An 18,025-nucleotide genomic window follows, 5' to 3' on the forward strand; every position below is an offset into this window, starting at 1 on the left:
CATGTGAATCCTGTCACAAACCCCTTCCGCAAGCGTCACGGCGGTGTTTGAATGGGGACATGCACCACATTGAGACTGATACAGACCACCCCATCACCGAGCTCGAAGAAGACACGGCGTGGGGCTACCTCGACAGCTCCGAGGTCGGTCGCCTGGCCACCGCGCTGGGCGGACAGCCCGATGTCTTCCCCGTGAACTACGTCGTCGATGGCCAGTCGGTCGTCTTCCGCACCGCCGAGGGCACCAAACTGGCAGAGGTCGTGCTCAACCAGCGTGTCGCCTTCGAGGCTGACGGTTGGGACGAGAGCGCCGGCTGGAGCGTGGTGCTGCGCGGCAACGCCGAGCGCATCACCGACGCCGACGAACTGGCCCTGGCCGAGAAGATGCCGCTGCGCCCGTGGACCAACACGGTCAAGGCCCACTTCGTGCGCATCGTTCCCGACACCATCACCGGGCGGTACTTCCGCTTCGGCAGCTGACCTGACAGCTCAGGCCTTCTCGAGCCAGTCGCCCGCGGCGAGCAGTTCGGTCTGGGCGACCATGTCGGCCAGGTAGGGGTTGCGCCGCTCGGGGTCATCGGCCACGAGCCGCTCGGCAATGTCGCGGGCGATGCCGATGGTCTCGGCATGCTCGAGCACGCGCAGCAGTCTCAGCGTCGACCGGGTGCCCGCCTGGGCGCTGCCCAGGATGTTGCCCTCGCGGCGCGCCTCGAGGTCTGCATCAGCGAGGACGAAGCCGTCGCGGGTTGAGGCCACCGCCTTGAGCCGGTCCGCGGCCGCCTTGCCCGCCGGGGCATGCGAGACCAGCAGGCACAGTCCGGGGTGGGCGCCACGGCCGATGCGGCCGCGCAGCTGGTGCAGCTGCGAGACCCCGAACCGGTCGGCGTCCATCACGACCATCACCGACGCGTTCGGCACGTTGACGCCGACCTCGACGACCGTGGTCGCCACGACGACGTCGATGGACCCAGCCGCGAATGCCGTCATCACCTCGTCCTTGTCGGCGGCCGACATGCGGCCGTGCAACGGGGCCAGCCGCAGCCCGGCCAGCGGGCCGGTGGCGAGATGTTCGGCGAGGTCTTCGACCGTGACCGCCGGCGGCATGCCCTCGTCCGACTCGAACTCGGCCTCAGCGTCGGTCTGGCTGGTGCTGATGCGTGAGCAGACCACGAAGGCCTGCCGGCCCGCGTCCACCTCTTCACGCACGCGCTGCCAGGCCCGGTCGAGCCAGGCAGGGTTCGTGCTGGGGTTGACGATGGTCGTCTGCACCTCGGAACGCCCGGCAGGAACCTCGCGCAGCGTCGAGGTCTCCAGGTCGCCGAAGGCGGTCATCGCCACCGTGCGCGGGATCGGCGTCGCCGTCATGACGAGCGTGTGCGGGCGCAGTTCGGCCTTGTCATTCAGCGCAGAACGTTGCTCGACGCCGAAGCGGTGCTGCTCGTCGATGACGACCAGCCCCAGCGAGGCGAACTGCACCCGGTCGGCCAGCACGGCGTGGGTGCCGACGACGATGCCGGCCTCGCCACTGGCGGCCTTGAGCATGGCGGCCTTCTTCGCGCCGGCGTTCATCGAGCCCGTCAGCAGCACCACCTCGGTGGCCTGGTCGGGGGCGCCGAGGGTGCGTCCGCCGCCCAGGTCGCCCAACAGTTCGCGCAACGATTCCAGGTGCTGGGCGGCGAGCACTTCGGTGGGGGCGAGCAGCACCGCCTGGTGGCCAGAGTCGATCGCCCTCGCCATGGCCCGCAGCGCCACGACCGTCTTGCCCGAGCCGACCTCGCCCTGCAGCAGGCGCATCATCGGGTGGGGCCTGGCCAGGTCGTCGAACAGTTCTGCCGAGACCTGGTGCTGGCCCTCGGTCAGGGCGAAGGGCAGGCGGGCATCGAGGGCCGCCAGCAGGCCGTCGTCCCTGCCCTGCATCGCCCACGCGGCCGCATGGGCGGTGTCGGCGCGGCGATAGGCCATCGTCAGCTGCAGGGCCAGAGCCTCGTCGAAGCGCAGCCGTTCGAGCCCGTTGTCGACCCTTTGGCGGGTCTCGGGCAGGTGCACGTCGTGCCAGGCATCAACCATGCCGGGCAGGTCGAGTTCGTCGAGCACCCACTGCGGCATGGGGTCGGTCAGGTCACCGAGTTGTTCGAGGACGAACTGCACGGTGCCGCTGATGGTCCACGTCGGCAGGCTCTTGGACTGGGGGTAGAAGCCGATCAGGCCGGACCGGGAGACGGCCTCGACCATGTCCTGCATGTCCTCCTTGCCCGTGATGGCACCCTTGGGGCCGATCATCACGAACTTGGGGTGGGCCATCTGCGGGCGGCCGTTGAACTCCTTGACCTTGCCGACGAAGATTCCGGTGCGCCTGTCGTCCTCGGTGCCGAGCGCCTTGTTCCAGTAGGTCAACAGCTGGGCCTTGCCGAAGAAGGTGGCGTTCAGGAACCCGCGGCCGTCGGTCAGCACGACCTCGAGGCGACGCCGCGGTTCGGCGCCCACGATGTTGATCTTGTGCACCTGGGCGAGCACTGCTGCGTCCTCGCCCACTTCGAGGCTGGTCAGGTCGGAATCGCCGATGCCCGACAGGTAGCGGCGCGGCACGTGGCGCAGCAGGTCGCCCACGGTTTGCACCCTGATCCTCTCGAACCGCTTGGCCGAACGATCGCCGATGAACCGGTCCAGCGGGGTGTTCAGCTGGGTGAAGGTCTCGGTCTGCCATCGGTACGCCACCCCAGCAGGCTACCGGGTGGGTATGACACACGGAGCCCACCAGCAGGTGGGCTCCGTGTGAAGAGTCAGGCGAACTGCGCCAGCAGGGTCAGCGCGAGACCTTGCCGGCCTTGAGGCACGAGGTGCACACGTTGACACGCTTGGCGGTGCCGTTGATGGTGGCACGCACGCGCTGGATGTTCGGGTCCCAGCGACGGTTGGTCTTCTTCTTCGACCAGGGCACGTTGTGGCCGAAGCTCGGGCGCTTGGCGCAGACGTCGCACACGGCAGCCATGTGGGTCTCCTTGTGTTGGTCCGCGGTGATGCCGCGGCAAGCGGGTGTATGAAACGGGCTGGGCCGATGAACGGCCGCCCAGCAACCTGAAAAGAATAGCCGCAGGGGCCGGGGATCACCAAACCGGGGTGGTCGGAGGCCTGCCGTCAGCGTTTGCCTGCCCACGGGAACTTTGCACACCGGCGCCGCAGGGCAAAGTTCCCGCCGGGCGGCAAAGTTGCTGCTAGCCCCCGGAACCCTCCTCAGACCGTGATGACCACCGGCACGATCATCGGCCGTCGGCCATGCGTCTTCGACACCCACCGCCCCACGGTGCGCCGCACCACCTGCTGCAGCCGGTAGCCGTCGTCGGCGCCCTCGGCCACGGCGTTCAGCAACGCCCGGCGCACCTCGTCGGTGATGTCGTGGAAGTCGACCTCGCCGAAGCCGCGCCCGGTGATGTCAGGACCCGTGACGATGGTGCCGTCATGCAGGTTCACGGCCGCGACCACCGAGATGAAGCCCTCTTCGCCCAGGATCTTGCGGTCGGTCAGCTCACTCTCGCTGATGTCACCGACCGCCGAGCCGTCCACGAAGATGTAGCTGGCGTCGATCTTGCCGACGAGCTTGGCCTGACCCCTGGCGAGGTCGACCACTCCCCCGTCCTCGGTGATGATGACCCGCTCGGGCGCGATGCCGGTCTTGATCGCCAGCGCGCCGTTGGCCACCAGGTGACGCACCTCGCCATGCACCGGCATCACGTTGCGCGGCCGCAGGATGTTGTAGACGTAGAGCAGCTCGCCGGCCGAGGCGTGCCCCGAGACGTGCACCATCGCATTGCCCTTGTGGACGACGTTTGCGCCGAGTCTGGTCAGGCCGTTGATGACGCGCCCGACGGAGTTCTCATTGCCCGGGATCAACGATGACGCCAGCAGCACGGTGTCACCGGGGGCCAGCTTGATGACGGGGTGCTCGTGGTTGGCCATACGGGCCAGCGCCGACAGCGGCTCGCCCTGTGAACCGGTCGAGATGATCACGACCTGGTCGTCGCGGTAGTTGTCGATCTGCTTGAGGTCGATCAAGGTGTCCTCGGGCACGTGCAGGTAGCCCAGGTCGCGGGCCACACCCATGTTGCGCATCATCGACCGGCCGACGTAGACCACCTTGCGGCCATACTTCACCGCGGCATCCATCACCTGCTGCACGCGGTGCACGTGCGAGGCGAAGCACGCCACGACCAGCTTCTGGGTCGAGGTGGCGAACACCCGCTCCATGGACGGCGCGATGTCACGCTCGGCGGTGGTGAAGCCCGGCACCTCGGCATTGGTCGAGTCGACCAGGAACAGGTCGACGCCCTCTGCGCCCAATCGCGCGAACGAACGCAGGTCGGTGATGCGGCCGTCGAGCGGCAGCTGGTCCATCTTGAAGTCGCCCGTGTGCAGCAACGTGCCGCCCTTGGTGCGCACGAACACGGCCAGGGCATCGGGGATCGAGTGGTTGACGGCGATGAATTCGCAGTCGAATGCGCCCGCCGTGATGCGCTGGCCCTCGGCCACCACGCGCAGGTCTGGATTGCGGATGCGGTGCTCACGCAACTTGCCCTCGAGCAGGGCCAGCGTCAGGCGCGAGCCGAAGACGGGGATGTCGGGGCGGCGGCGCAGCAGGTAGGGCACCGCACCAATGTGGTCCTCATGCCCATGGGTGAGCACCAGGCCCTGCACGTCGTCGAGTCGGTCGGTGATGGCATCCAGCCCCGGAAGGATCAGGTCGACACCGGGGTGGTCGTCCTCGGGGAACAGCACACCGCAGTCGATCAGCAGCAGTTGGCCGTTGATCTCAAGACTGGCCATGTTGCGCCCGACGTCGCCGAGCCCGCCGAGCGGGATCACCCGCAGCGTGTCGTCGGCGAGCTTTCGGGGGGTATGCAAAATAGTTGAAGCCACCCCACCACACTAGTGGGTGACGACGCGGGTGTGGCGCGTGCGCGGGCTGCCACTAGGCTCGGGGCCCATGAGCCATGACCGTCCGTTGACGCCGCAGCTGCCCAGCACGCCCCCCGGGCAGACGCCTGCCTCGGTGCGGTTGGCGATGCCGGTAGAGGCGCTGCAGATCGCCGAGATCCAGCGGCGGGCGTGGCTGGCCGACCCTGCCCAGAAGCCGTTCCTGGCCCAGGTCAGCCTCGACGAGATGGCCGAGGTCTGGCATGCCGCGATCGTGCGCCCGCCGCTCGCCCACTTTCGCGTGCTGGTCGCCACCGAACCGACCGGACGACCTGAGGCCACGGATGCCCCCGACCAGACGAGGCTCGCGCAGCGGGTGGTGGGCTTCGCGGCCATCGGGCCGTCCGACGACCCCGACGCCGGCCCCCGCGACGCCGAGGTGGCCGAGTTCATCATTGACGCCATGGGCCGCGACCGCGGGCACGGGTCACGGTTGATGAATGCCGTGGTCGACACGATGCGTGCCGACGGCTACCTGCGGGCGGTGTGGTGGCTGCGGACCACCGACGACGGCCTGCGCGGGTTCCTGGAGGGTGCGGGCTGGGCCCCGGACGGCGCACACCGGGAGTTGTCGACCGATGACGAGTCGGTGACGATCAAGCAGGTGCGCCTGCACAGTGATATTTCAGAGCACAGTGACATTTCAGAGCCGGGCGCGCACTGACTCAGCCAAGGTCTTTCAGCGGAACATTCGTGCCCGTCACCTGCAGGCTGATGCCTGCGTCGGTGACCTTGAGCTGCTGGTAGGTGATGTGCGGCAGTTCGGGCAGCACCAGCTGCTGGGTCGCCTTGGCGATCGTGTCGTTGATCAGCGCCGCCGGAATGCTCACCTGCGCCGCCCTGGCCTTCGGGTCCTGCAGCACGATGCGCCGCGTGCCGGCATCGATGACCGGCACTGCGGTGACCTGCACACCGATGTCGGCGCCGAAGATGCTGATGGTGCGGTCGACCTGAACGCTTCCGCCCTCGGCCGGCCTGATGTCGACGCCCGAGAGCGTGCGCAGTTCGTCCCACGACATCACGACGGTGGCGTCGAGGCCACCGATGACGGTCTTGTCGGGGTTGGTCGGGTCGGTGATGTTGGTGGCGGTGCCGTCGATGCTCTTGAAGGTGATCGTCTGTTTGTCGCGTGTGATGCGCGAGTCGGGGGCGGCGATGGTGATCTTGCCGAGCCGTCCGCGGGCGAGTGACCAGAGCGCCACGTCGTCGTGCAGCGTGGCGGTGGCGGTGGTGTTGAAGGCCTGCGAGAGCGCCCCGGCGACCCGTCCGTTGACCTCACGTCGGGCGATGACCTCGGCCGAGACGGCGACCACGGCCCCGATCAGCAGCAGCACCAGCAGGCCGATGAACACCACCAGCCCCCAGCGGTGGCGCGTGCGGGCGGGCTTGGCAGCCCTGGACGACAACACGGCGTCACGGTTGAGGTCGACCAGCGTCGCCTCGCCCTCGTCCGGCTCGTCGAACCCGGGGTCTGGCATGGTCACGTCGAGGTAGGGACGCGTGCCCGTCGCGGGGTCGTCGAACTCCTGGGTGGTGATGTCGTCGATGGGGATCTGTTCGGTGGCGTCCGGTTCGACGAAGGGGTTGCCCTCGTCGCGGGAGACCAGGAACCCCTCGCGACCGCGGTCGTGCTGTGTGTTCTGGCCGGGCACCGTGATCAGTCCAGGCCGAGGATCGGCTCGATGCCCAGCGTCAGCCCCGGCCGCTGCGGCACCGCCCGCACCGCGGTGACGACGCCGGGCATGAACGAGACGCGGTCGAACGAGTCGTGGCGGATGGTCAGCTGCTCACCCTGGGTGCCGAGCAGCACCTCCTGGTGGGCGACGAGCCCGGCGAGTCGGACGCTGTGCACGTGGACACCCTCGATGGTGGCTCCGCGGGCCCCGTCGACCTCGTGACGGGTGGCGTCGGGGACGGCACCAAGACCGGCATCGGCGCGGGCGGCGGCGACCTTCTGCGCGGTGGTGGTGGCGGTGCCCGAAGGGGCGTCGGCCTTGTTGGGGTGGTGCAGCTCGATGATCTCGACCGACTCATAGAAGGCGGCGGCGCGGCGGGCGAAGTCCATCATCAGCACGGCACCGACGGAGAAGTTCGGGGCGATGACCACCCCCACGTTCGGGTTGGCAGCGAGCCAGTCCTTGACCTGGGCGAGCCGCTCATCGGTGAAACCGGTGGTGCCGACCACGCAGTGGATGCCCTTGCCGATGGCCCATTCGAGGGTGTCCATGACGGCGTCGGGGTGGGTGAAGTCGATGATCACCTCGGCATCGGCTGCTGCCCCACGGTCGACACCCTCGTCGATTTCGGCGACCAGCTGCATGCCGGCGTTCTTCACCGCCCGGCACGACTCGGCGCCCATGCGCCCCTTGGCTCCGAACACTGCGACGCGGGTCATCCCGGGCCCCCTTCTGGCTGCGAAAGTGTGACGCCTCGAGGTTACCGGGTGGTCAGGGCAGTGGCCGGGTGGTCCCGCCCGGGGCGGGAGTATTCGATGAGCCGGTCAGCTGCCGGCGCTCGACCCAGTCGTCAAACCGTCGTCCGAGCGCTGGCCAGATCACAAACCGCATGGCCAGGCACACCGCCCACACCAGCCCGACAAAGCGCTCACCCGTGTCGTCATGATGACCGTCATCGCGGTCATCATCGGTATCGTCTCTCCCTGGCTTCGACTGACTGTCGGGTCCGAGCCCCATGGCTTGGCAGGGACCCAGAACGGGATTGGGCGGGTGTCCAGTGACTGGAGCGCGGCATTGTCGGGGTACGGTCTGCGCAACAACGTGGGCTGGTTGATGCTCGCATGTGTGCTGATCGGCGCAGCCGTTTTCGCGGCGCGCTTACGTCGCCAGCGCCGCCTCGGTGCTGCTATTGCCGCGCTGTGGACCGCAGCGCTCCTTGTTTTGCTCGGGATCTGCGGAGTTGTGCGAAACGTCGTGATCATCGCTCGCGCCAGCGAGGCCATCGGAAGCCCCCCTGAGGCTGCATTCGGATGGGGTCTCTGGTTTGTGCTCGCCAGCGCGTTGCTCTTAGCGGTGTCGGCCGCCATCACTGTGTCGGGGCATGCTCGGGCGGCAGACTGAACCATCAACGCAGCACCGAGCGTCATGGCTGCAACATGTCAGACTCCGCCGTGGCCCTCAGTGCAGGGCGGCCCGGACGAAGCTGATCGCGCAGCTGACTCACGATCTCTGGTGTGATGGGAGTGCCAGCACTCCCGAGAAGCAGCAATCGCTCCAGGGCGGCAGGCCACACCCACTTTTGCCCCGGGTTGGGCCACACGAACGCCGACAGGCCTGCGAGCCACAAGCCATCGAAACACCGCAGCGAGAACGCTCCGCGGCAGACGACACGCCCACCATACACCGAAATATATAATCAGATCACCCGCGCTCTGCCCAAGAGCTGCGTAAACGTGGCATTGGATGCTACTTGGACCACAAACTCCACAAACGCGACACCAGGGACACTGATGTCCCCCCATCAACCCAGCACAGCAATCAACTGCGCCAGACGGCCGCATTAGAAGCAAGCCTAGGGCATTCGGCACCGCCCTGACCGGATCCGCTGCGTCACTAACGCACAACTATGGACCATCACCCTCGATTAGTTGCGTGGCCTCGCGATCGGTTCCAAGCTGAACGAACGCGCGCACCACCATCACCCAGGCGCGCGGGCTGTGCACGCTCATGATGGGCGCCTCGGCGCTGCTGCCGATGTTCCTTGAACCGCTGGTCTCTGCCTGCCGGGCTGTTCCAACGTTCCTGCAGGCGGTCCCGAGGGTGCGGCGACGGGTTCGGGAGGAATTCTTACCCGATACCGGCGGCTTGATCCCGACCCACGAGCCCAGCACTGAGGTGATATCAGCAGGCTGCCTTGAAGCCGGTCTACAGGCTCCTAATGCCGACGACCCAGGAGCGCCGACAAACGACTTCTCGCCTTCACCGCCGGGGAAGACAACTCGAAAACGGTCCGAGATACTCGAAGACGCCTGGACGAAGTGCATCCCATTCCCAATGTTTCCGCCGATGCTGCGCCGAGTAATCCGCACCACCAACGCGAAGGCCGCCTCGTCGAAGGACAGATGACTGCAAAGTGGAAACAGCCCCGACGCAGCTCGCTATTGCATCGCCCCAAGCACCAACTCGGCAGTTGCGAACTCTTCCTCATCCAACTGCTCAAGAAGATCCGAAGAAGCCGACTCGAACACTTCCCGACCGCGCAACGCACACGCCATAGCAAAATACTCATCTGAATCAGATCCGGAATCCAAACGCAGCCGACGCACAAACGCCTTGAACAACTTCTTCCATCGATTTCGCAATTCCATCCGCTTGCCGCAGCTCAGGCTAGCGATATAGACTATGGGATCAGCCTCACCGATCACCGACCACCACAACTTCAGCGGTGCAACCACCTCCGCCCTGACCACGTCCTCGAAACCACGGCCCCACTTGACATCAATAGCCAAAGCCTCCACATCAGCCAATCGCTCACGACGGGTCATCCGAAACCTGGGCGGAACCCCCAGGCCCAACTCACGAGCCGCCTGATCAACAACCTGCTGAGCCAACAACACCAAAGCCCACGACTGCTCCGCCTCAGAACCCCACACTCCAAATACCACCTGAACCAGAACGAAGATCGACTCGTCATCGGCGTTCACATAATCACACGTCGCCGACGCAAACTCCGGTTCCAACGTCAAATCCACCGACATCATAAAGCGATATGGAGCAGGATTCCAGATCACCCAATCCGGTTCACCAGACTGCCTGCACAAGTCATCACAACGGCCATGCATCTGCATGATTGCAGGATGCTTCTTGTTCTCACAAGCACCACGATCCACCTCCACATAAAAGCTCGTACTTATCATGACATCCCCATCAACCCAGCACAGCAACCAACTGCGCCAGACGGCCGCATTGCCCCACAACCTAGAGCACCCACCCCCCACCCGACACCCCACAAACATCACGATCAGATAACAAACCGCTGCGGGCATCCCCGGCAAGTGCCCACCACCAGCCACCCGTAGCACCCGCACCCACGAAAACCCGACAGGACCAGAAACCCAGCACGCGCAGCCCCTACAGTTGCGCCATGCAGCATGCCACCGCCCCGGCTCCACCAACCGGCGCCTACGACGGGCAGGGGATGCCCAACGGGCAGGCCGGCGTCACTGGCGTGCTGGGCGCCACCGTGGTCGCCTCTGACCGGCACTACAGCTACGACCCGGCCGGACGACTCACCCGGGTGCAGGACTGGACCGGGAACCCCGTTGCTGGGGCTGCGGTGCCGTGCACGGTGCGGACCTACGGCTTCGACACCAACGGCAACCGCACCAGCCAGGGCAGCACCACCGCCGTCGACGGGACTTGTTCCACCCCTGCCCCGACGACGACCACCAGGGTCTATGACGTGGCTGATCGCCCGACCACCGGCGCCAACGGGCAGGGCAGCTACACTTATGACCAGTTCGGACGCCAAACCAGCCTCCCGGCCATCGACAGCCCGGAACCAGCGGGCGGGCCGGTCACACTGGGCTACCACGACAACGACAGCATCGCCTCGATCAACCAGGGCACCACCAGCATCAGCTTCACCCTCGACACGGCGCTGCGCCGCAAGACGCAAACCACCACCACCACGGCTGGTTCCACGACATTGGTGCGGCACTACACCGATGGTTCGGACAACTCGGCCTGGTCGGTGACCACCACCGGCGGACACACCTCGACCACCCGCTACACCGAACTGATCGGCGGTGACCTCGGGCTGAGCATCACCACCACCAGCACCGGCACCACCGCGCAATTGGCCGTCTCCGGGCCCCGCGGCGACATGGTCTCCGAAATCACCCTGCCCACTGACGCGACCACACCAGACACCGGCAGCACCACAACCGGGCTGGACTGGTGGCACGACTACGACGAATACGGACAACCCAAACACCCCACCACCCCCACCACCAGCGGCACCAGCGGGATCGGCTACGGCTGGCTCGGCACCAAACAACGCGCCACCACCACCATCGGCCTCACCCTCATGGGCGCACGCCTCTACAACCCCACCACCGCCACCTTCACCAGCCCCGACCCCATCCACGGCGGCAACGACACAACTTACGGCTACCCCAACGACCCCATCAACCACACCGACCTCAACGGACAGGAAAGCTCTACGAACAAGGCAATTCGCCACGCGGTCACCGTCAAGACCTGTCGCTCTTTCGGGTGGAGAGAATGCGCCCAAATTGTTGCCATCACCGCGCTGGCCGCCCGTCTCGTACCTGCGTCGTTCGGCGGTTCCTCCAACCAGAGCAATGCCGTCCGACACTTTGTATGGATGGGATTGCTCTATCTTGCTGTTGGAGCACGGGCTGCGTCTGCAATGGGCTGGGCACACGAATATAGTCTGGAGTCACGAGGGAGTCCCGCCGAGCGAGCCGATTCACGCCGTGATCGGTTGAATAATGCTCGCAGCCTGCAATACATGTCGCAGACGTTCCCCTATGGGCAAGGCACCTTGAAGTGGAACGTGCACCTGATCGCTCTCGTCCTGCGATCAATCGGCAGCAATCTCTATAATCACCACTATTTCGTGCGTCTATGATGAATGGACTACATGTGGCCACATGCCCCGGTTTTGCGAACCATCACCATTGCGTCCTTGTTTGCTGCCGGCGCCATTGTTGGCGGTTGCTCGGCCGAACTGCCAAGAAGTTGCTCGGATGCAGGGCAGCGCGAGGTGGGCATGGCTGCTCTCTGGGTGCAACATCAAGATGCAAGTTTCGTGGACCTCGGACCGATTTCGGACTGCGACTCAGGTGGCGAGTACATCTGGGTGTTTCGGAGCGCCAGGTCGCCCGCGGAGTTCATGGCGGAGCTTGATCCGGCCGTTTGCACGCTGGTGCACACTCGGCGAGCGACATGTCGACTCCCCTCGAATAGCATAGCTTTCAGGATCGTTGTGGATGCTCAATTCCCCGACGAACATGAATGGCACATCGAAGTGGCCCTGTCGGACGAATGACAGTCTCAACGACGTGATGGGCGCACGCCTCCTTACCTACAAACCATCATGAGAATGGCTGAAAACTTTCGGAGGCGGGACTTGGCTGCGAGCACGGGCGTCTCGTACCGATAGCAAAGACCGGCCACATGATTCACTCCCACCCTTTCCCACGCCTACTGACCAGTGCTCTCGCATCCTGGCTACTACTGATGTCATGGCCACTCGGGCTAAAGGATCGGCGCCACGGCGACCTGGCAGAAGTAGGTCCCGCCGCCTTGATGGCCGTCACCGAAGTGTTGATGTCCATACGCACATGGGTCCGCAAGGGTTGCCCTACGCCCAGGCCGATGGGGGCGCTGGGCAGCTACAGTCACTCTGTGCCAGCTTCGGGTGATCATTGACCTCACCGCCCAGATCGAAGCTTCAGGGTTGGTGGGCCCGCCGCATCCTGGCGGCGGAAGAGTCCGCTCCCCCGGGCGCTGAGGGGCCAGCGACGTGAGGGCACCCTCACCAGCGCAGCGCCGACCTCTCCAACCGCATGAGCGGTGTCTGCGCGCCCGCCAACGCCAGCCGTGGCGGCCTCGACAGCACCTGCCGGGCCACCTCGGTCGCTTCGTCGGGGGTCACCGCCATCAAGTCGTCGATCGCGTCGTCAACGCTGCGGTCATCACCCCGCAGCCCGGCGAGCCCCCAGTGCCCCATCAGGTTGGCGGGCTGGTCCAGGTGCAACAGCAACTGGCCCCGCACCTGCCGTTGCGCGGTCGCCAGCGAGGCCTCGTCCACGCCGCCGTCAAGCAGGTCATGGACGACGCCACGCACCTGTGTGAAGATCTTGCCGGTGCGGCCCGGCAGCGACTGCCACTCGATCAGCGCGGAGCCCGCGCCGTCCCAGCAGTTGTCGCCGGCGTCGATGGTGTAGGCCAGCGCGAGTTCTTCGCGCACCCGCTGGAACAGCAGCGAACTCATGCCACCGCCCAGCATGGTGAGCACCAGCGACAGGGCGTGCCTGCGCGGGTCGTGCCACCCGAATCCTGGCCAGACCAGCGCAGTGGTGGTTTGTTGCATGCCCCAGAACCGACTGGTCGGGGCACCCGGGACGACCTCGCGCACGCTTGCCGGCCCATTGCTGGGTGAATCGGCCACAGGTGCCCCGGGCCAGTCCACGGCCGCCAACTGCTCGGCCAGCTGGTCGTGGTCGACGTCACCCGCGGCGACCACCACGATGTTGTCGCCGCGGTAGTGCCGCCGCCAGAAACCCTCGATGTCGTCGCGGCCCAGCCCCCGGATCGAGGCCTCGGTGCCAATGACGCTGCGCCCCAGCGGCTGGTCACCGAACAGGGCCTGCTGCGCCAGGTCGGCGCACACGTCGACGGGGTCGTCGTCGTGCATGGCGATCTCGTCGAGCACGACCTGGGCCTCGCTCGCCACGTCGTCAGTGCGCAGCAGCGAGTCGGTGAGCATGTCGGCGATCACGGACGCTGCGCCGGGGGCGTCCTCGGGCAGCACCTGGGCGTGGAAGCAGGTGTGGTCGCGGGCGGTCCAGGCGTTGAGGTCTCCCCCGGCCTGTTCGACCTGCGCCGAGATCTGGCGCGCGTCGCGGCTGCGGGTGCCCTTGAACAGCAGGTGTTCGAGCATGTGCGAGCTGCCGTGCTCGTCCGCCGTTTCGTGGCGCGAACCGACGCCCACGAAGAACCCAAGGTTCGTCGAGCGGGCGCCGGGGATGAGTTGCGTCACCAGACGCACACCGCCCGGCAGCACGCTTCGACGTGGGTCGCTGGTCTGCCGGGCGGGGCGCTGGCCTGGGGCCGGGTTGGTCACTCTGCAGCGGGTGCCTCTGCAGCGGGAGCCCCAGCGGCGGCCGCATCGTCGGCGTTCTCGATGACGGGGGTCAGCGAGAGCTTGCCGCGGTCATCGATGTCGCTGATCTCGACCTGCAGCTTCTGGCCGACCGAGAGCACGTCCTCGACGTTCTCGACGCGCTTGCCGTCGTTGAGCTGCTTCAGCTTCGAGATGTGCAGCAGGCCGTCCTTGCCGGGCATCAGCGAGACGAACGCACCGAAGGTGGTGAGCTTCACCACGGTGCCGAGGTAACGCTCACCCTTCTCGGGCATCGTCGGGTTGGCGATGCCGTTGATGATGGCGCGGGCGGCCTCGGCGGCCTCGCCGCTGTCGGCACCGATGTAGATGGTGCCGTCGTCCTCGATGGTGATGTCGGCGCCGGTGTCGTCCTGGATCTGGTTGATCATCTTGCCCTTGGGGCCGATGACCTCGCCGATCTTGTCGACAGGGATCTTCACCGTGATGATCCGCGGTGCGTAGGGGCTCATCTCGTCGGGGGTGTCGATGGCCTCGGCCATCACCTCGAGCAGGGTATGGCGTGCGTCGCGGGCCTGCAGCATGGCCTTGGCCAGCTCATCGGCGGGGATGCCGTCGAGTTTGGTGTCGAGCTGCAGCGCGGTCACGAACTCCGAGGTGCCGGCGACCTTGAAGTCCATGTCGCCCAGCGCGTCCTCGGCACCCAGGATGTCGGTCAGCGCGACGTAGTGGGTCTTGCCGTCGATCGTCTCGCTCATCAGGCCCATGGCGATGCCGGCCACGGGGGCCTTCAGCGGCACACCGGCGTTGAGCAGCGACAGGGTCGAGGCGCACACCGAACCCATCGAGGTCGAGCCGTTCGACCCGAGGGCCTCGCTCACCTGGCGGATCGCGTAGGGGAACTCCTCGCGGCTGGGCAGCACCGGCACCAGCGCACGCTCGGCGAGCGCGCCGTGGCCGATCTCGCGGCGCTTGGGCGAACCCACGCGGCCGGTCTCACCGGTCGAATACGGCGGGAAATTGTAGTGGTGCATGTAGCGCTTGTGGTTCTCGGGCGCCAGGGTGTCGAGCTTCTGCTCGAGGCCCAGCATGTTCAGGGTCGAGACACCCAGGATCTGGGTCTCGCCACGCATGAACAGCGCCGAGCCGTGCACGCGGGGGATCACGCCGACCTCGGCCGACAGCGTGCGGATGTCGGCGACACCGCGGCCGTCGATGCGCACACCCTCGGTGAGGGTGCGGTGGCGCACGATCTTCTTGGTCAGGGCCTTGAAGGCACCGGAGATTTCACCCTCGCGGCCTTCGAACTTCTCGGCGAGCTGCTCGGCGACCTGCTTGCGCAGGGCGTGGGTGGCGTCGTCGCGGTCCTGCTTGCCCGGGATCTGCATGTCCTTGCTGAGCTGGTCGGCGGCGATGCGCTCGACCTCGGCGTAGACGTCGTCCTGGTACTCCTTGAAGACCGGGAAGTCGTAGGTCTCCTTGGGCAGCTTCGCGGCGAGCTCGACCTGCGCGTCGCACAGGGCCTTGATGAACGGCTTGGACGCTTCCAGGCCCTGGCCGACGACCTCTTCGGTGGGGGCCTGGGCACCGGCACGCACCTTCTCGAAGGTGGTCTCGGTCGACTCGGCCTCGACCATCATGATGGCGACATCACCGTCGGGCAGCACGCGACCGGCGACGACCATGTCGAAGACGGCGTCCTCGAGCTGGCTGACGGTCGGGAAGGCCACCCACTGGCCGTCGATCAGCGCGACGCGCACGCCGCCGATGGGGCCGCTGAACGGCAGGCCGGCGAGCTGGGTCGACATCGAGGCGGCGTTGATGGCCACGACGTCGTAGAGCACGTTGGGGTTCAGCGCCATGACGGTGACGACGACCTGCACCTCGTTGCGCAGTCCCTTGACGAACGAGGGACGCAGCGGCCGGTCGATCAGCCGGCAGGCCAGGATGGCGCCCTCGCTGGGACGACCCTCGCGGCGGAAGAACGAGCCAGGGATGCGGCCCGCGGCGTACATGCGCTCTTCGACGTCGACCGTCAACGGGAAGAAGTCGATCGAGTCACGCGGGGTCTTGGCGGCCGTGGTGGCCGAGAGCAGCATGGTGTCTTCATCGAGGTAGACGGCAGCGGAGCCGTCAGCCTGCTGGGCCAGCAGGCCCGACTCGAAGCGCACGACATGCTTGCCGAACTTGCCGTTGTCGAGAACGGCCTCACTGAACTGGATGTCGGATCCCTCCATGGGGGTTCCTCTCTGTGTGTGGGACCGGCCGGCCGCGTCGGGTGCGTGCAGGCGGGACGCCCTGCCCCACGATGCGCACATGCGGCGCGGGGGCGCGTCCCGGTGGCAGCCCGACGCTGCTGGCAGTGACTGTCTGCAGCCGGTCTTCGATCGAGGCCCGCAGGGTGGCGCGCGTGCTGCGCGGCAACCAGAAGGCCACTACCGAGGACCAGACCGAAACTCGGTCACTGGGTCCCGGGTGTACTGGTACGCCCGCCAGTCTAGCCGGGAACGCCTGAAATGGCAGGTCGGGCGGGTGTTCGGCATGCCGCGGGCCCGGGCCCGGCCCGCGACGCCCCGTCCCCCGGCGCCGCCTTCACCGGCCCGCCTTCCCCACCTAGCTGGCGGTAATCGACTTGGCTGGCGCTCTAGAGGCCAGCCAAGTCGATTACCGCCAGCTACGTGGGAGTTTCGGGGCCACGACAGCGCCCCACAGCGTCCCGAAACGGACGACACCTGCACCCTTATCGACAACACCGCCCCCTTCAATGACAACACCTGTTGTGGTCGGCTCGTGATGTGGACGATCTCATCCCCTTCAACGCTGCCGAGAGTTCAGCGCTCGGCTGGAACAACGACACCCTGCGCAACGCTGTCAGACGGGGTGAGGTGACCCGCCTGCGACGAGGCAGTTACCTGTTGGGCAGCACGGACGACGTCACCCGGCTGCACCTCGAGCGGATGAGGGCGACTGCTCCGCTGCTCGAGCCGACCACAGTCTTCTCCCATCTCTCGGCCGCCGTGCTGTGGGGCATCCCCCTGTGGAACATGGTGCCCGACGACCATGTGTGGGTGACCCTGTCCGGCTCGGGTCGTGGCCAGATCCGGGGGCCGGTGCACTCCCACAACTGCCCCTGGACTGATGACGAGGTCACGGTCATCGATGGCATGCCTGTGACAACCCCGGCCCGCACCGTGATCGACCTGGCCCGGCGCTGGGGCCCGGACGCCGGCATCGTCGCTGCAGACTGGGCGCTGGACCACGGCTTGGACAGGCGGGCACTGGAAGAGGTGCTGGCCGTCAACCGACGCCGTCCGGGCATGCGGGCAGCCCGCATGATCGTGCCGCTGGCGAGCCCACGCGCAGAGAGCGAGGCTGAATCAGTGTCGCGACTGCGCATGTACCAGCTCGGGATTCCGCAGCCGCAGGAGCAAGTGGTGATCCGTGACGAGAACGGCGTGTTCGTGGCACGCACCGACTTCGGCTGGCTCGACCTGGGCGTGCTCGGCGAGTGCGACGGGCGGGGTAAATACGACAAGCCGCGCGATGGAGCACGCCCCAGCGACACAGTGCTCGCGGAGAAGACCCGTGAACGGCGACTGCGCGAACTGGGCTGGGGCCTCGTCCGATGGATGCCACAGGAACTGGATCGACCACAAACCTTCGGCCGGATGCTGCGTCGGGCTCTCCGAATCACCACGTAGCTGGCGTTGTTCGACTTAGCTGGTCTCTAGAGCGCCAGCCAAGTCGAACAACGCCAGCTACGTGCGATTGAAGCCCGGCGGCTGAGGTTGCGCCCGCACACAACAAGAATGAACCGGCCCCGCGCATGCGGGGCCGGTCCGAAAGTCACTCAGCGAGTCAGGCTCACCGGCGCAGGCCGAGGCGGGCGATCAGCTCACGGTAGTGGTTGATGTCCTCCTGGGCCACGTAGTTGAGCAGGCGGCGACGCTGGCCGACCATCAGCATCAGGCCGCGACGCGAGTGGTGGTCGCCCTTGTGCTGCTTCAGGTGCTCGGTCAGGTGCGAGATGCGCTTGCTGAGCAGCGCGATCTGCACATCCGGGGAACCGGTGTCGCCGGGCTTGGTCGCGTACTCTTCGATGATCTGCTTCTTGGTCTCGGCATCCATGGATGTCCCCTTCTGTCGTTGCGCGGTGCCTGGACCGACTGGTCCGGCGCTCTCGATCCGCGGGCGTCGTTACGCCAAGGGACCACGATACCTCCGATCGT

Annotated in this window: 14 protein-coding genes; 5 read left to right on the top strand and 9 right to left on the bottom strand. The window is 66.5% G+C overall.

Going from position 1 to position 18,025, the window contains the following annotated elements:
• The first annotated feature begins 59 nt into the window (after nt 1-59).
• Complete coding sequence (locus ACQCX5_RS12035) at nt 60-479, top strand: pyridoxamine 5'-phosphate oxidase family protein (protein WP_434542273.1); 420 nt, start codon at nt 60-62, stop codon at nt 477-479.
• Between the two features lie 9 nt (nt 480-488).
• On the opposite strand, the gene ACQCX5_RS12040 is transcribed toward ACQCX5_RS12035, so the two are convergent.
• The 3 genes from ACQCX5_RS12040 to ACQCX5_RS12050 all read right to left on the bottom strand — a co-directional run bounded on the left by ACQCX5_RS12040 (nt 489) and on the right by ACQCX5_RS12050 (nt 4,910).
• On the bottom strand, nt 489-2,714 hold the full coding sequence (locus ACQCX5_RS12040) for an ATP-dependent DNA helicase RecG (RefSeq protein ID WP_434542274.1): 2,226 nt from the start codon (nt 2,712-2,714) through the stop codon (nt 489-491).
• An 88-nt stretch (nt 2,715-2,802) separates the two neighbouring features.
• Nucleotides 2,803-2,988, bottom strand: coding sequence for a 50S ribosomal protein L28 (gene rpmB, locus ACQCX5_RS12045; protein ID WP_434542275.1), 186 nt, complete (start codon nt 2,986-2,988; stop codon nt 2,803-2,805).
• A gap of 242 nt (nt 2,989-3,230) precedes the next feature.
• Nucleotides 3,231-4,910: a ribonuclease J gene (locus ACQCX5_RS12050; protein WP_434542276.1), complete on the bottom strand. Its 1,680-nt coding sequence runs from the start codon at nt 4,908-4,910 to the stop codon at nt 3,231-3,233.
• Nucleotides 4,911-4,977: 67 nt separating this feature from the next.
• Between ACQCX5_RS12050 and ACQCX5_RS12055 the strand changes: the two genes are divergently transcribed.
• A complete protein-coding gene (locus ACQCX5_RS12055) occupies nt 4,978-5,631 on the top strand; it encodes a GNAT family N-acetyltransferase (protein ID WP_434542277.1) in 654 nt (217 codons plus the stop codon).
• Nucleotide 5,632: 1 nt separating this feature from the next.
• Here ACQCX5_RS12055 and ACQCX5_RS12060 read toward each other — a convergent pair whose 3' ends face one another.
• On the bottom strand, nt 5,633-6,619 hold the full coding sequence (locus tag ACQCX5_RS12060; RefSeq protein ID WP_434542278.1) for a hypothetical protein: 987 nt from the start codon (nt 6,617-6,619) through the stop codon (nt 5,633-5,635).
• A gap of 5 nt (nt 6,620-6,624) precedes the next feature.
• Nucleotides 6,625-7,362 carry a 4-hydroxy-tetrahydrodipicolinate reductase gene (gene dapB, locus ACQCX5_RS12065; RefSeq protein WP_434542279.1) on the bottom strand — a complete coding sequence of 246 codons (738 nt, stop codon included), beginning with the start codon at nt 7,360-7,362 and terminating at the stop codon, nt 6,625-6,627.
• A 223-nt stretch (nt 7,363-7,585) separates the two neighbouring features.
• On the opposite strand from dapB, the gene ACQCX5_RS12070 reads away from it, so the two are divergent.
• Nucleotides 7,586-8,044, top strand: a complete 459-nt coding sequence (locus tag ACQCX5_RS12070; protein WP_434542280.1) for a hypothetical protein — start codon at nt 7,586-7,588, stop codon at nt 8,042-8,044.
• Nucleotides 8,045-9,081: 1,037 nt separating this feature from the next.
• On the opposite strand, the gene ACQCX5_RS12075 is transcribed toward ACQCX5_RS12070, so the two are convergent.
• Complete coding sequence (locus ACQCX5_RS12075) at nt 9,082-9,840, bottom strand: hypothetical protein (protein WP_434542281.1); 759 nt, start codon at nt 9,838-9,840, stop codon at nt 9,082-9,084.
• 380 nt (nt 9,841-10,220) lie between these two features.
• Here ACQCX5_RS12075 and ACQCX5_RS12080 point away from each other — a divergent pair, with 380 nt between their 5' ends.
• The gene (locus ACQCX5_RS12080) at nt 10,221-11,579 is read left to right on the top strand and encodes an RHS repeat-associated core domain-containing protein (protein ID WP_434542282.1); all 1,359 of its coding nucleotides are present in this window, start codon (nt 10,221-10,223) and stop codon (nt 11,577-11,579) included.
• Nucleotides 11,580-12,488: 909 nt separating this feature from the next.
• Here the strand turns inward: ACQCX5_RS12080 and ACQCX5_RS12085 are convergent.
• Both ACQCX5_RS12085 and ACQCX5_RS12090 read right to left on the bottom strand, forming a co-directional pair.
• Nucleotides 12,489-13,715 carry a M16 family metallopeptidase gene (locus tag ACQCX5_RS12085; RefSeq protein ID WP_434542283.1) on the bottom strand — a complete coding sequence of 409 codons (1,227 nt, stop codon included), beginning with the start codon at nt 13,713-13,715 and terminating at the stop codon, nt 12,489-12,491.
• Between the two features lie 80 nt (nt 13,716-13,795).
• Nucleotides 13,796-16,033: a polyribonucleotide nucleotidyltransferase gene (locus ACQCX5_RS12090; RefSeq protein WP_434542284.1), complete on the bottom strand. Its 2,238-nt coding sequence runs from the start codon at nt 16,031-16,033 to the stop codon at nt 13,796-13,798.
• Nucleotides 16,034-16,591: 558 nt separating this feature from the next.
• Between ACQCX5_RS12090 and ACQCX5_RS12095 the strand changes: the two genes are divergently transcribed.
• The gene (locus ACQCX5_RS12095) at nt 16,592-17,497 is read left to right on the top strand and encodes a type IV toxin-antitoxin system AbiEi family antitoxin domain-containing protein (protein ID WP_434542285.1); all 906 of its coding nucleotides are present in this window, start codon (nt 16,592-16,594) and stop codon (nt 17,495-17,497) included.
• Nucleotides 17,498-17,660: 163 nt separating this feature from the next.
• Here ACQCX5_RS12095 and rpsO read toward each other — a convergent pair whose 3' ends face one another.
• On the bottom strand, nt 17,661-17,924 hold the full coding sequence (rpsO, locus tag ACQCX5_RS12100) for a 30S ribosomal protein S15 (RefSeq protein WP_207475171.1): 264 nt from the start codon (nt 17,922-17,924) through the stop codon (nt 17,661-17,663).
• Nucleotides 17,925-18,025 lie beyond the last annotated feature (101 nt).

The sequence above is a fragment of the Aestuariimicrobium sp. G57 genome, from assembly GCF_050110855.1.
In the GTDB taxonomy this organism is placed as follows: Bacteria; Actinomycetota; Actinomycetes; order Propionibacteriales; family Propionibacteriaceae; genus Aestuariimicrobium.